The following is a 13,031-nucleotide window of genomic DNA, read 5'->3' as shown; positions in this document are numbered from 1 at the left end:
CATCTCCACGTCACTACAGTCGAGGCGATTGCCCAGGATGATCGTTGGTGCGACGCGGCATAGATAGGCGGAATGCCCGCGAGACCTGAACCGGAGCAACCCGGGATGTTCAAGCGAGCGACAGCCTCAATGCGGCAAAGGACTGTGCAGCAACGGTTTTTCGTTCTCGAGGAGCAATGTCATGAAGAAACTCATCCTTGCCGGCGCTGCGATGGCCGCTTTGGCTTCGACTGCCTCCGCCGCCCAGCACGCGGCGCCAGCCGGCGCCGCGGCCCAGCCGATCACCCGCGCCGAAGTGGCAGCAAAGGTCGACGCCCGCTTCAGTCGCCTCGACGCGAACCGTGACGGGGCGCTGACCCAGGACGAGCTCCGTGCGCGCGCCGAAGCGCGCCGCGCCAAGCGCCAGGGGCAGCGTGGCGCCCGCACCGCTCAGCGCCAGGAGCGCCGCGCGGAGCAGTTCGCACGGCTCGACCTCAATCGAGACGGGCAGCTGAGCCGCGGCGAATTCGAAGCACGTCCGCAGCGCGGCCTGGAAGCGCGCTCCGAGCACCGGCGGGCGCGCGCCGAACGCCGCCGCCACCGCAGCGGCGGCGGTCTGTTCGCACGCCTCGGGGCACGGCATTTTCAGGCAGCCGATGCCGATCGTGACGGACGGCTGACCCAAACGGAAGCACGGCAAAGCGCCTTCGCGCTGTTCGACCGGCTCGATACCGATCGCGACGGCACGATCAGCCAGGATGAACGCCGTGCCGCTCGCGACGTGTTCGGCGGACGGCGGGGGCAGAATCGCCGCGGCTGAGACGGAAAAAGCGAAGGGCCGGTGCGGAGACGCTCCGGCCCTCTTTCACGCGCCCGTCACTCGGCGGCTAGATGCCATTGCGGCGGCGCCTCGGCCGCGCGCAAGCGCCGCTCCTCCTCGTAGAGATAGTCCCAGGTCATCGGGATCGCGTCGCGGCGCTTCACATATTGAAGCTGCCAATTGACCATGCCGCCGTAGCGGAACGCCGCTTCGGCGCCGGCCAGATAGAATTGCCACATCCGATAGAAACGCTCATCGTACAGCCGAACGATTTCCTCCCTGGCGGCGACCGTCCGGCGGTACCATTCCTCCAGCGTCAGGGCATAATGGTATCGCACCGCCTCGACGTCGGTGACGATCATACGGTGCTTCTCGGCCTGGACCACCAATTCCGACAGCGCCGGGATGTAGCCGCCCGGAAAGATATATTTGCGTGTCCATTTATCGGTCACGCCGGGGCCGCCGATACGTCCGCAGCAATGGGAGACCATCACTCCGTCCGGCGCGAGCAAGTCGTGGGTCTTGGCGAAGAAGCCGGGATAGTGAGGCGTGCCGAGATGCTCGATCAGGCCGACGCTGATGATCCGGTCGAACGTTCCTTCTACGTCGCGATAGTCGGTGAGCTCGAACCGCACCTTGTCGGACACGCCGGCCGCGGCGGCGCGTTCCCGGCAGAATTGGATCTGATCGGGCGCGAGCGCGACACCGAGCACCTCGACACCATATTGACGGTGCAAATAGAGGGCGAGTCCGCCCCAGCCGCAGCCGATATCGAGCACCTTCATGCCCGGTTTCAGATGCAACTTCGCGGCGAGATGCGCCTTCTTGTCGAGCTGGGCCTTCTCGAGATCGTCTTTGGGATCAAGATAATAAGCGCAGGTATATTGCCGGTCCTCGTCAAGGAAGAGTTCGTAGAGGCGGCGGGTAAGATTGTAGGTGTGCTCGGCATTTCGGCGCGACCGGCTTTTCCAGTTGATCTGATCGAGCCTCCCGACCATCCGGTGCACGGCCTTGCGCAGCGGCCCGCGCGGGCGGAGCGCGCCCGGTTTCTCCCACGGCGCGTTCATCCGGATCAGCAAGACGAGGTCGCGGATGTCACCGCCGCCCTCGACGACCAACCGCCCGTCCATATAGGTTTCGCCGGCACCCACGCGCGGATCCTTGGCGATATGGAGCGCCGCCCCGCGATCGGTCAGGCGTATCCGCAACGGCGTCCAGCCGGGCTCCGGGCTTCCGTAGAAATATTCCTTGCCGTCATGGTCGACGACGATGAGCTCACCCTTCTTGAGGAGCCGGCGAAGCATTTTGTCGAGCAGCCACATTCGAAAGAGAATATCCGAACGTTTCGGATGCGCAACCCGCCAACTACTCAGGACTTTATTGTAAATCGGCGCGGAAGTTTCCGCGCCCGCGGCCGGTCTTCGAAGGTTGGCGCTCGGAAGATGCCGCCCTGTTCAGCCAAGCTCGGGCGCGCGAACGGTGAGCAGTGCCGCATCGATCGTGCAGCGAACTCCGTCCGCTTCGAAGATCAGATCCGCGTGGCCGTTCAGATCGGAGCCAAGCCCCTTCTCGATGAGCCGCGAGCCGAACCCGCGGCGGAGCGGGGCCGTCACCGGCGGGCCGCCATGCTCCTTCCAATCGAGCAGCAGGCTGCCGCGCTCGATCCTCCAACCGATCGAGACCGTGCCGGTCTCGTTGGACAGGGCACCATATTTGGCAGCGTTGGTGCCGAGTTCGTGCAGCGCCAGCGCAAGCGCCAGCGATGCGCGCGGAGTGAGCCAGAGCGGATCGCCGGCGACCAGGAAACGTCCGGGATTTTCGGCGAGGTGCTCGGTGGCGTCTCGGACGACATGTTCGAGGCCGGCGCGTTCCCAATTCTGCTCGGTCAGCAACGTATGCGCCCGCGCGAGCGCCATCAGCCGCGATTCGAAGCGGTTCCGCGCCTCGCCAAGCGTGATGTCGCCCTTCAGCGTCTGGAAGGCGATCGCCTGAACGCTGGCGAGCGTATTCTTCACCCGGTGATTGAGCTCGTTGATCAGCAGCCGCTGATGCTCCTCACCGATCTTGCGCTCGTGAATATCCTCGGTCGATCCGTACCACAGCACGATCTCGCCCTGCTCGCCACGCTGCGGGAAGGCCCGCGAACGCGCCCAACGAAGGCTGCCGTCGCGCATCTTCAGGCGATGCTCGACGTCAAAGGGAGTCCCGGTCGCCACGGAACGGCCCCACGCTTCCAGGGACGGCATGACATCGTCGGCGTGCAGCCCGCTGGTCCAGGTGTCGCCAAGCCCCTTGGTGCCGGTCCACTCCTCCCATCGGCTCGCCACCCGGTTCAGGGTTCCATCCGGCAGAGCGGTCCAGGTGACCTGCGGATTGAACTCGACGGTCCGGCGATAATGGTCCTCGCTCTCGCGCAGCGAACGCTCCGCCTGCGCACGCTCCACCGCCGCCCAAGTGCGCTCGGCGACGTCGCGGGCGATCGCCGCCTCCGACCGGCGCCAGTGACGCGGCTGCGGCTCATGGACGTAGAGCAAGGCCTTGAGTTCGCCATCGCGGACCAGCGGCACGGTGATCAGTGCACGGACCCCCAGCGCCTCCCACATGCCGACGATGTTCGGGCGCTCGGTCGGCACGTGACGGATGTCGGAAAGCACCAGCACTTCCCCGCTGCGCAGATAGGCAAGCGCTTCCTCGCCGAAGGCGGCGAGCTCGACCCGCTGACCGGCGAGGCCCGTACCAGGCTCACGCGACCAGTCGCTGCCGACGATCGCCCGTCCCTTGGCTTCGTCCACCTCCGCATAGCCGACCCGCGGCGCCTTCAGATATTCGCCGAGCAGAGCGGTGGCGACGTGTTTCACCTGCTGCGGATCCCCCTCTCCGCGCATCGCATCGGCGAGGCGGATCTGGAAAGAGAGCCTGCGCTCGGCAAGAACCGCGCGCGTGACGTCGTCGCGCTGGGTCATGACCCCGCAGACCGTTCCGTCTTCGGCGACGAGCGGGTTGAGCGTATAGGTCCAGTAGGTCTCCTCGAGGATGCCGTTCCGGACGATCGGGATTCTCTGCTCCGCCACGAGCAAGCCCTCGCCGGTGTCGATCACCTGGGCGAATTGCGGCCCGAGCCAATCCCAAAGCGTGGCATAGGCCTCGGCCGCCGGGAGGCCGAGCAGTCGCAATTCGGGTTGCCCGAGGACGTCCGCAAAGGCGTCATTGTAGAGCAAGGTGAGGTCCGGACCCCAATAGACGGCGCTTGCCGTACTCGAGCGGAGGCAGATCTCGAGCGCGAAGCGGAGGCGATCGGGCCATTGATCGATCGGTCCCAACGGGGTCTCGGCCCAGTCGCGGGCGCGGATCGCCTCACCCATCCTGCAGACGCGGGAGGCCGGCTGAATAGACGAATGGACAGCCATGAACGCGACGCTCCCCCGAACAGGAGCCGCAGTCTAGCGGGTGCGCAATGGCTGAGAAAGCGCCAACATAGCCCGGAATGGGCTTTCCCCCCATTCGGAGAAGATTTGCCCCTAACGGCGGCGAAGATTAACCCTGATGGCGCGCAAACATCTGTCCGCGAGCGTAACGAAAGACCAGGATGATCAAGCCCATCATCAGGAAGAAGTCGACGAACGTCGAATAGAATAGCCAGGCGGAGGTGCTGGCAAGCTTCGCTACGGCATAATTGAGGGCGGCCATCAACAGACCGACCGTACCCATGCCGATGCCGAGTCGGCCCGGATCGATGTCGCTGTAAGGGAGATAGCGGCAAAGGCCCTTGCCGAGCCGGTTTCCGCCGAGCAGCCCGTCGCCGAGGAACAGGATCGCGCTGATCACGCCGACGATGCTGGTACGCAGCTTCACCGCCATGTCGTCCTGAAAGAGCAGAGCGAGGCCCGCGGAGACGAGCAGCATGAACACGCCGAACAGGGCCAGGCCGCCAAGCAAGTCCACCTTCACGAAGCGTTGGACGAGGACGAGCGCCAGCCCCGCCGCGGCTCCGACCAAGGCGGCCGTGCTGAGATCGGTGAGCTTGGCGACGACGTAGAAGAGCAACCCGAGCGCGACGTCGACGAGAATCGGGACCTTGTTGCGGCTGAGAACGCCGGGGTCGTAGCCCGGCGGCAGCTGGGGATCCTTGGCGTTTAGCACCATTTCGCGCGCACGCTCCGGGTAGGCGATCGTTCTGCCCGGGTGGCTCTGATGGACGAGATATCCGTCGCGGCGCACCGAGATGCCGACGTTCACCCAGCTGATATAACCCGCCTCGACGTCGATCGCGCTTCCGTCGGGAAGCCGCGCGGCCAGTCGATGGTTACGCACGGCTTCGAGCCCGGCTGCCGGAGTCGAGTCCTCGGCGACGGCTTCGCCGTCCACGTACAGAATGCTGTCGAGCCCGCTGAGCCGGACCGTGAAGACCACCAGACACGCGCTTCCGGCGACTCTGAAGGGCCGACGGTACCTGGCGATCGCAATCCCGCGCGACGCCTGCGCACGCACCTCGCTCAAGCGAGCGCCGCCTGCTTTTCCTCGGCGATGCGGTCGAGCTCGGCGCGGCTCTTCTTTTCCGCGGCCGACTTGAGCTGGCCGCATGCGGCCATGATGTCGCGGCCGCGGGGGCGGCGGATCGGCGCCGAGATGCCGCCTTCGTAGACGATGTCCGAGAAACGCTGGACTCGCTCGTCCGACGAGCATTCGTACAGCGCCCCCGGCCAGGGATTGAACGGGATGAGGTTCACCTTGGCCGGCAACTTGTACTTGCGGATCAGCCGGACGAGCTCGCGCGCATCCTCGTCGCTGTCATTCTTATCCTTCAGCATCACATATTCGAAGGTGATGCGGCGCGCATTGTTGGCGCCTGGATAATCGGCGCAGGCCTGAAGCAGCTCCTCAATGCCGTATTTGCGATTCAAGGGCACGATCTCGTCGCGCACCTCCTTGGTCACCGCATGGAGCGAAACGGCGAGATTGACCCCGATCTCCTCGCCCGCTTTGGCCATCATCGGCACCACGCCGGACGTCGACAGCGTGATCCGGCGCCGGGATAGGCCGAGGCCGTCGCCGTCCATGACGATCTTCAGCGCGTCGCGGACATTGTCGAAATTGTAGAGCGGCTCACCCATGCCCATCATGACGATGTTGGACAGCATCCGGCCCTCCGGCTGGGACGGCCATTCGCCGAGCGCGTCGCGCGCCAACATCACCTGGCCGACGATCTCGTTCGGACGCAGATTGCGGACCAGCCGCATCGTGCCGGTATGGCAGAAGCGGCAATTCAGCGTGCACCCCACCTGCGACGACACGCACAGCGTGCCGCGGTCCGCATCGGGGATGAACACCATTTCAAAATCATGCCCGTCGTCGGTCTTGAGCAACCATTTGCGGGTGCCGTCGGTCGAGACCTGCTGGACGACGATGTCGGGACGGCCGACCTTGAAGCGTTCCGAAAGCCAGGCGCGCTGCGGCTTGGCGATGTCGCTCATCGCATCGAACTCGGTGGCGCCGCGATTATAGATCTGGTGCCAGATCTGCTTCGCCCGCAGCTTCGCCTGCCTGAGGTCGAGGCCGGCCTCGACGAGCGCATCACGAATCTGATCGCGCGGCAGGCCGACGAGATCGACGCGACCGTCGTCGCTCTCGAAAGCGGGACGCGGGACGGGAACCGGGTCGATCAGACCGGGGATTGGCATGGGAGCTGTCATGAGGACGTCTATGTAGGCGAGAAACGTGGTTTTTTCTAGACCATCGCGGGCCGCACCGATGGAAGGTCAGGCGGTCAGTGGCCGCGACGCGCCGAAGCCGCCGACGGCGCGGTGGAGCAACGTCTCCACGCCGTCGGCGATTCGCACGATCGATCCCTGCGGCAACGAGGGGGCCACCGGCGCGCCGCATTCCGGACGCGGCGCGCCGCCGGTCAGCAGGCCGCGGAGCACACGCGAGGAAATGCCGTGCATGATGACGAGCCTGTCGCAGGCATCGTCAGCCTGATCATCGAGCCAGCGCGACAAACGCAGCGCGATGTCGTCATACCATTCGCCGGCGGGGGGACGGCGCGTGAACAGACCGCTCCGGCGATCGACGAGCGGCCCTTCGGCATCGTGGATCTCCTGGTAGGAGCGGCCGCCCCAGTCGCCCATGTCCATTTCGTCGAGCCGCGGATCCATTCGCGCCGAATGCCAATCGAGATCGAGATGCTCGGCGACGATCGCCAGCGTCTGCAGCGCGCGGCCGGTGGGGGACGCCCACAGGTGGAGCGATGGCCCGCCCCCGAGCGCGTCGCGGAGGGCAACCCCGATTTCCTCGGCCTGGTCGAACCCCGCGCGCGTCAGCGGCGTGTGGACCGTGCGGCCCTGCATCCGCATCGCGGCGTTGAACACGGTCTCGCCATGCCGTGCGATATAGAAGGTGCCGGCAATCATCGCCGACGCGCGCAGCCGATCGCAGCTGCATCGATCGCCGTCGCAGCCCCGCGCAGGGCATAGGAATCGCGGATCAGGAGACCGCGCTCGGAGCGGGATTCGATCGTCATCTCGACGCCCGTGCGGATCGTGGCGAGAATATCGGCGTCGGCGAGGGCATCCGGCGCCCAGGCGTTGCTCGCGCCACCGGCGAGCTGAAACGTGCGCGCATCAATCCGGAGCAACACGGCCGAGCCGGGGCGCTTGGCCTGGCTGAGCCGGAAGTAGACCTGCCCGTTGGCATCGCGCCCGGGCCACCAGCTGATCGATGCGAAAGCGCCCCGAGGATTGTTCCGCGCCGTCCGCTGCGGCTCTGAAATGGCGTAGCAACGATCTTTTTCCGCGAAGGCGCCCCACAGGCCGAACACCCCGAGGCTCGCTTTCTGCGCCAAGGCGGGGACCGCAAGACACAGAAAAACAACGACAAACATGGTGAGGCGATGCATCACCGGAGCATGAACGCGGCTGTTGCACAAATGCAACAAGAATCGCTGTTTAGGTACGGTTAATGAAACCTTTCTCCCAAGGAGACGCTGGGCGGTCCGTTCCCACGAACTTGCATAACGGAGTGTTTCCATGCGTACCTATCTCGTCGCCGCCCTTCTTGCCGGCAGCTTCGCCACCCCCGCGCTTGCCCAAGAAGCGTCCCCCTTCACCGGCCCTCGCATCGAAGGCATCGTCGGCTATGACGTGCTGAAATCCGGCGACAGCAACGACGACAGTGTCGACACCAGCGGCGACAATGGCGACGAATCCATCGAAGGCGTCACCTACGGTGTCGGCGTCGGCTACGATTTCGATCTTGGCGGCGTGGTCGCCGGTGTCGAGGCGGAATATTCGGATTCGAGCGGCAAGCAGGAGTCGGACGAGAGCCTCGACGGTATCGCCTTTACCTCCCGTGTCGCCACCGGGCGTGACATCTATGTCGGCGCACGGCTCGGCTACGCCGTGACGCCGCGGACCTTGCTCTACGCAAAGGGCGGTTACACCAACACGAGCATCGAAGCCGGTTTCCGGACCACCGACGATCGCTTCGAGTTCGACACCAATGCGGACGGCTGGCGGCTGGGCGCGGGGATCGAGCAGCTGTTCGGCCCCAACGCCTACGGCAAGCTCGAATACCGCTATTCGAACTACACCAATCTCGATTTCAGCGACGATTTCGATCTCGATGATTTCGATGCCGACAATTTCGACACCGACATCAACCTCGATCGTCACCAGGTCGTCGCCGCATTCGGCGTCCGCTTCTGATCGCACGCTCTTGGCTCGGGAGCCGAGACTCGAACGGCCGGGTTTTATCCCCGGCCGTTTTCGCATGCGCCGCACTACCCTCTAGCGAGAAAGGCGGCGCCGCTTTACAACCCGCGGACAAGTACCATTTTCGGGGGATTCCATGAAGGCGACGATCGAACGGGCTACGCTCCTGAGGAGCCTCGGCCACGTCCAATCCGTGGTGGAGCGCAGGAACACCATCCCGATCCTGTCGAACGTGCTGATCGAGGCGAGCGAGGGTGGCGGATTGCGCCTGATGGCGACCGATCTCGATCTCCAGATCAACGAGACCGTCGAGGCGCAGGTGCTCCAGGCAGGGGCCACCACCGTTTCGGCACACACCTTGTTCGACATTGCGCGCAAGCTGCCCGAAGGAAGCCAGGTCGAGCTCAGCGCGTCGGAAGGCAAGATGCAGGTGCTCGCCGGCCGTGCCCGCTTCAACCTGGCAACCTTGCCGCGCGACGATTTCCCGGTGATCGCGGAAGGCGAGCTGCCGACCCGCTTCGAGCTTCCCGCGACGACGCTGAAGCAGATCATCGACAAGACGCGGTTTGCGATCTCGACCGAAGAGACGCGTTATTATCTGAACGGCATCTTCCTGCACGTGTCGGACGAGGCACAGCCGGTGCTGAAGGCCGCGGCGACCGACGGACACCGACTGGCGCGCGTGACGGTGCCGCGGCCGGGCGGCGCCGAAGGCATGCCGGACGTAATCATCCCGCGCAAATGCGTGGCCGAGCTCCGCAAACTGCTCGACGAAGTCGATGGCAGCGTCCAGGTGTCGCTTTCCGAGACCAAGATCCGCTTCGGCCTGGGCACCGCGATCCTGACATCGAAGCTGATCGACGGCACCTTCCCGGATTACAGCCGGGTCATCCCGACCGCGAACGACAAGCTGCTGCGCATCGATCCGCGCAGCTTCGAGGAAGGCGTCGACCGCGTCGCCACGATCGCCAGCGAGAAGACGCGGGCGGTCAAGATGACCCTCGACCGCGACCGGGTAACCCTTTCGGTCACCAGCCCGGAAAACGGAACGGCGGCCGAGGAAGTGTCGGGCGATTATACGTCGGACGGAATCGAGATCGGCTTCAACGCGCGCTACCTGCTCGACATCCTCGGCCAGATCGAGGGCGATACCGTGGAGATGCACCTCGCCGACGCCGCGGCGCCGACGCTGTTGCGCGAGAATGACAAGGCCCCGGCGCTGTACGTGCTGATGCCGATGCGGGTGTGAGGCGGGCGCTCCTTTTTGGAGCGCTGACGGCGCTCGCCGGGGTTGAGACCGCGGCTCCGGCGACAGCTCAGCGCCTGCCTTCGCAGGCATCTCCCGGACAGGCGTCCGATGCGACAATGGCGATTGCGCGCGAGCTCGCGCGGCTCGCCTATCCGGCCGAGACGTACCGGGCAATGAACATGCGGTCTTGGGAAGTCGCGTCTCGGCGTGCGCTCGCGATCGATCCGGCTTCGGCGGCGCTGGAACAGGAATATCCCGGCGTTGGCGACGCGGCGCTGAGCGCGGCCCGACCAACCGCGCAGCTCGGCATCGAGCAATTCGTGGCAAGAATGCTGGAGCGCAACGCCGGGATCTTCGCCGAGCGGCTGACCGCAACGGAGATGAAGGCGGCTGCGAACATGTACCGCGACCCCGTGGTCCGCAGAATACTCCTTTCGGTTCTCGAAGGGGCAGATCTCGATCCGCTTAGCACGAGCATGGCGAACGACGCTGTGGCGACCGGAACCGGAAGCGTCGATCCGGCAGCGATGAAGCGTGTCGAGCAGACGGCGCTCGCCCAGACAGCGGCGAAGCTCACGGCTGCCGAGCATGCCACGATGATGCGGTTCCAGCAGACACCATGGTTCCCGAAGCTCGTCGCGGCACGCAATGAGATTGAGAGGCGCACCCTGGCGGACGTGAACGCTCCAGATCCGGCGTGGATAGCGAAGCAGCAGACGATAATGCGGGAGGCGATGCTCGGGTTCATCACCCGCAGCAAGCCATCCGCCGAGTAGCCTATCGGGTACCTCGCTTCGAGTGCATCGCAACGGCGCACCGAAGAACCGGCTCGAGGGGTTCACGGGGCTTGCCTGAGACGCCGTTGATGCCCATCCCTCGCGCGTGCCACTGACCCGCCTCTCGCTTACCGATTTCCGCTCCTATGCCGACGCCCTCGTTGCGCCGGGCTGCGGCCTGGTCGTGCTCACCGGGGAGAATGGAGCGGGCAAGACCAACATCCTGGAAGCGGTCTCCCTGCTGTCGCCCGGCCGCGGCCTTCGGGGCGCAAGCCTCTCCGAGATGGCGCGGTCGGCGGGATCGGGCGGCTTTGCGGTGGCGGCCCGGATCGACGACATCGAGATCGGGACGGGCACCACAGCCGCCGCCCCCGAGCGCCGGCAGGTCCGCATCAACGGGGTTGCGGCCTCCGCAACCTCCCTTTCCGAATGGCTCGCGGTGTTGTGGCTGACGCCGGCGATGGACCGCCTGTTCCAGGAGGGAGCGAGCGGCCGCCGGCGCTTCCTCGACCGGCTGGTGCTCGCGCTGGAGCCCGGACATGCGGTGCATGCCGCGCGCTACGAAGCGGCGATGCGCGCGCGCAACAAGCTGCTCGCCGAGGAACGCCCGGATGCCGACTGGCTGACGGCGCTCGAGGCGCGGATGATCGAGCACGGGGCTGCCCTTAGCGCCGCCCGGCGGGCCACGGTGGAAGCCCTCGGGGCGCGGCTGGCGGAAGCCCCTGAAGGGCCGTTCGCCCGCGCCGGCCTGCAGATCGACGGCGGGGAAGAAAAGCTGGCGACGACTCTTCGCGCCGGGCGTGCCCGAGACGCCGCCGCCGGTCGGACGCTGACGGGGCCGCACCGCACCGATCTGCTCGTCACCCATATCGCCAAGGGCCAGCCGGCCGCTTTGTGCTCGACCGGCGAACAGAAGGCCCTGCTGCTGTCGATCGTTCTCGCCCATGCCGATCTCGTCACCGACCGTGCCGGACGCCGGCCGATCCTGCTGCTCGACGAGGTCGCCGCCCACCTCGATCCGAGGCGCCGCGCCGCCTTGTTCGAGCGGCTTCGAGCCGGGGGCGGTCAGGTGTGGATGACGGGCACCGAACCCGCCTTGTTCGACGAGGTGGGCCCGATCGCGAGCCGGTTCGATGTCGTCGACGGTGCGGTGCAGGCGCATTGATGACCTTTCCTTTCAGGCCTGTTCGGGCCTAGCCTTCCTGCGGGAGGGCTGGACATGATCATCGACCTATTTGCCGCCGCGAGTGCGGCCCCGTTCGACGTGGACGCGGCGACTCGCGCCTATCTCGACAGTCTCGTCGGGCCCGTACGCGAGCGCTCGGATGCCTATTTCGAAGGCGGCTACTGGCTATTGTTGTGGGGAACCCTGGTCTCGATCGCCAGTGCCTGGGCCGTGCTTCGCTTCGGCTGGTCGGCGTCCTGGTCTCGCTGGGCGCAGCGTGTGACCCACCGTCGCTGGCTGCAGCCGGCACTCTATGCCCTTCCCTTCGTGCTGGTCTCGACGCTGATCGTGCTGCCTTGGACGATCTACACCGGCTGGTATCGCGAGAAGCAATATGGGCTGATGAACCTGGGCTTCCCGGCGTGGCTCGGCGAGCAGGCCATCGGCCTTGCCCTCACGATGGTGGTCACCGCAATTGCGCTCGTCATCATCTTCGCGGTCATCCGCAAGGCTCCGCGCAGCTGGTGGCTGTGGGCGACCGGTACGATGGCGTTGTTCATCGCGTTCGGGGCGCTGATCACACCGGTCTTTGTCGCGCCCTTGTTCAACACGTATCGGGAGATGCCGGCGGGACCGCTGCGCGACCAGATCCTCGGCATGGCCAAGGCGTACCACGTGCCCGCGGGCAACGTCACCGTCTTCGATCAGTCGAAGCAGCATGACCGCATCTCGGCCAACGTTTCAGGGCTCGGGCCAACGATCCGGATCTCGCTCAACGACAATCTGCTCCGGCGCGGCACCTCGGCGGAGGTCAAGGCGGTGATGGGCCACGAGCTCGGCCATTACGTGCTCGGCCATATCTGGGTGCTGATCGGCTGTGTCAGCCTGGTCTTCCTTGGCGGCTTCCTTCTGCTGTGGTGGCTGGCCCCGCGCATTCTCGCGCGGCGGGCGAAAGCGTGGGGCGTCGCGACCGTCTCGGATCCCGCGGTCATGCCGCTCTTCACCGCGATCCTCGCGATCTACACCCTGGCAATGACTCCGGCGATCAACACTTTGGTGCGGACGGAAGAGATCTCCGCCGATCGCTTCGGGCTCGACGCGGCGCGCGAGCCGGACGCGTTCGCGTCGACGGCGATGAAGCTGTCCGAATATCGCAAGATCGAGCCGAGCGCGATCGAGGAGGCGATCTTCTTCGATCATCCGTCCGGCCGAACCCGGGTGCGAGCCGCGATGGAATGGAAGGCCGCGCACCTCGCGGAGCTTCCGCCCGAGCAGCGGGCCATTGTTCGCCCCGCCCCTGCAACGGTGGCCTCCTCCGCACGTTGACCGGCAAAGG

General features: G+C 65.8%; 12 protein-coding genes. 6 read left to right on the top strand and 6 right to left on the bottom strand.

The window, feature by feature from the left end; all coding sequences use genetic code 11:
* Positions 1–181: 181 nt before the first annotated feature.
* A complete protein-coding gene (locus C7I55_RS06275; protein ID WP_106512035.1) occupies positions 182–799 on the top strand; it encodes an EF-hand domain-containing protein in 618 nt (205 codons plus the stop codon).
* Positions 800–855: 56 nt separating this feature from the next.
* On the opposite strand, the gene C7I55_RS06270 is transcribed toward C7I55_RS06275, so the two are convergent.
* The 6 genes from C7I55_RS06270 to C7I55_RS06245 form a co-directional block, all read right to left on the bottom strand.
* Positions 856–2,121 (bottom strand): SAM-dependent methyltransferase, encoded by a 1,266-nt coding sequence (locus tag C7I55_RS06270; protein WP_106512034.1) that lies wholly within the window; start codon positions 2,119–2,121, stop codon positions 856–858.
* 132 nt (positions 2,122–2,253) lie between these two features.
* Positions 2,254–4,206 (bottom strand): sensor histidine kinase, encoded by a 1,953-nt coding sequence (locus C7I55_RS06265; RefSeq protein WP_106512033.1) that lies wholly within the window; start codon positions 4,204–4,206, stop codon positions 2,254–2,256.
* A 127-nt stretch (positions 4,207–4,333) separates the two neighbouring features.
* The gene (locus tag C7I55_RS06260) at positions 4,334–5,209 is read right to left on the bottom strand and encodes a septation protein IspZ (RefSeq protein WP_158266306.1); all 876 of its coding nucleotides are present in this window, start codon (positions 5,207–5,209) and stop codon (positions 4,334–4,336) included.
* Between the two features lie 83 nt (positions 5,210–5,292).
* The gene (gene rlmN / locus C7I55_RS06255; protein WP_106512031.1) at positions 5,293–6,477 is read right to left on the bottom strand and encodes a 23S rRNA (adenine(2503)-C(2))-methyltransferase RlmN; all 1,185 of its coding nucleotides are present in this window, start codon (positions 6,475–6,477) and stop codon (positions 5,293–5,295) included.
* Between the two features lie 78 nt (positions 6,478–6,555).
* On the bottom strand, positions 6,556–7,206 hold the full coding sequence (locus C7I55_RS06250) for a histidine phosphatase family protein (RefSeq protein WP_106512030.1): 651 nt from the start codon (positions 7,204–7,206) through the stop codon (positions 6,556–6,558).
* A complete protein-coding gene (locus C7I55_RS06245) occupies positions 7,203–7,823 on the bottom strand; it encodes a hypothetical protein (RefSeq protein WP_233222075.1) in 621 nt (206 codons plus the stop codon). Before C7I55_RS06245 ends, C7I55_RS06250 begins: the two co-directional genes overlap by 4 nt.
* On the opposite strand from C7I55_RS06245, the gene C7I55_RS06240 reads away from it, so the two are divergent.
* From C7I55_RS06240 to C7I55_RS06220, 5 genes are all read left to right on the top strand, one after another.
* A complete protein-coding gene (locus C7I55_RS06240) occupies positions 7,822–8,499 on the top strand; it encodes an outer membrane protein (protein WP_106512029.1) in 678 nt (225 codons plus the stop codon). The genes C7I55_RS06245 and C7I55_RS06240 overlap by 2 nt on opposite strands.
* A 142-nt stretch (positions 8,500–8,641) precedes the next feature.
* Entirely contained in the window at positions 8,642–9,754 is a 1,113-nt protein-coding gene (gene dnaN / locus C7I55_RS06235) for a DNA polymerase III subunit beta (protein WP_106512028.1), read from the top strand.
* A 116-nt stretch (positions 9,755–9,870) separates the two neighbouring features.
* Complete coding sequence (locus C7I55_RS06230; RefSeq protein ID WP_106512027.1) at positions 9,871–10,530, top strand: hypothetical protein; 660 nt, start codon at positions 9,871–9,873, stop codon at positions 10,528–10,530.
* A 106-nt stretch (positions 10,531–10,636) separates the two neighbouring features.
* A complete protein-coding gene (gene recF, locus C7I55_RS06225) occupies positions 10,637–11,695 on the top strand; it encodes a DNA replication/repair protein RecF (RefSeq protein WP_106512026.1) in 1,059 nt (352 codons plus the stop codon).
* A 54-nt stretch (positions 11,696–11,749) separates the two neighbouring features.
* Positions 11,750–13,021, top strand: a complete 1,272-nt coding sequence (locus tag C7I55_RS06220) for a M48 family metalloprotease (protein ID WP_106512025.1) — start codon at positions 11,750–11,752, stop codon at positions 13,019–13,021.
* The last annotated feature ends 10 nt before the right edge of the window (positions 13,022–13,031 follow it).

Origin of the sequence: Allosphingosinicella deserti (assembly GCF_003012735.1) — a bacterium.
Lineage (GTDB): Bacteria > Pseudomonadota > Alphaproteobacteria > Sphingomonadales > Sphingomonadaceae > Allosphingosinicella > Allosphingosinicella deserti.
The sequence above is the reverse complement of the archived record's forward strand: the minus strand, read 5'-3'. Positions and strand labels throughout refer to the sequence as shown.

Bases quoted from the DNA above. Each gene is read 5' to 3' on its own strand.
- C7I55_RS06240 (WP_106512029.1), top strand. From the start codon at position 7,822: ATGCGTACCTATCTCGTCGCCGCCCTTCTTGCCGGCAGCTTCGCCACC.
- C7I55_RS06265 (WP_106512033.1), bottom strand. From the start codon at position 4,206: ATGGCTGTCCATTCGTCTATTCAGCCGGCCTCCCGCGTCTGCAGGATG.
- C7I55_RS06220 (WP_106512025.1), top strand. From the start codon at position 11,750: ATGATCATCGACCTATTTGCCGCCGCGAGTGCGGCCCCGTTCGACGTG.
- C7I55_RS06245 (WP_233222075.1), bottom strand. From the start codon at position 7,823: ATGGAAACACTCCGTTATGCAAGTTCGTGGGAACGGACCGCCCAGCGT.
- C7I55_RS06230 (WP_106512027.1), top strand. From the start codon at position 9,871: ATGGCGATTGCGCGCGAGCTCGCGCGGCTCGCCTATCCGGCCGAGACG.
- rlmN (WP_106512031.1), bottom strand. From the start codon at position 6,477: ATGCCAATCCCCGGTCTGATCGACCCGGTTCCCGTCCCGCGTCCCGCT.
- dnaN (WP_106512028.1), top strand. From the start codon at position 8,642: ATGAAGGCGACGATCGAACGGGCTACGCTCCTGAGGAGCCTCGGCCAC.
- C7I55_RS06250 (WP_106512030.1), bottom strand. From the start codon at position 7,206: ATGATTGCCGGCACCTTCTATATCGCACGGCATGGCGAGACCGTGTTC.
- C7I55_RS06270 (WP_106512034.1), bottom strand. From the start codon at position 2,121: ATGTGGCTGCTCGACAAAATGCTTCGCCGGCTCCTCAAGAAGGGTGAG.
- C7I55_RS06275 (WP_106512035.1), top strand. From the start codon at position 182: ATGAAGAAACTCATCCTTGCCGGCGCTGCGATGGCCGCTTTGGCTTCG.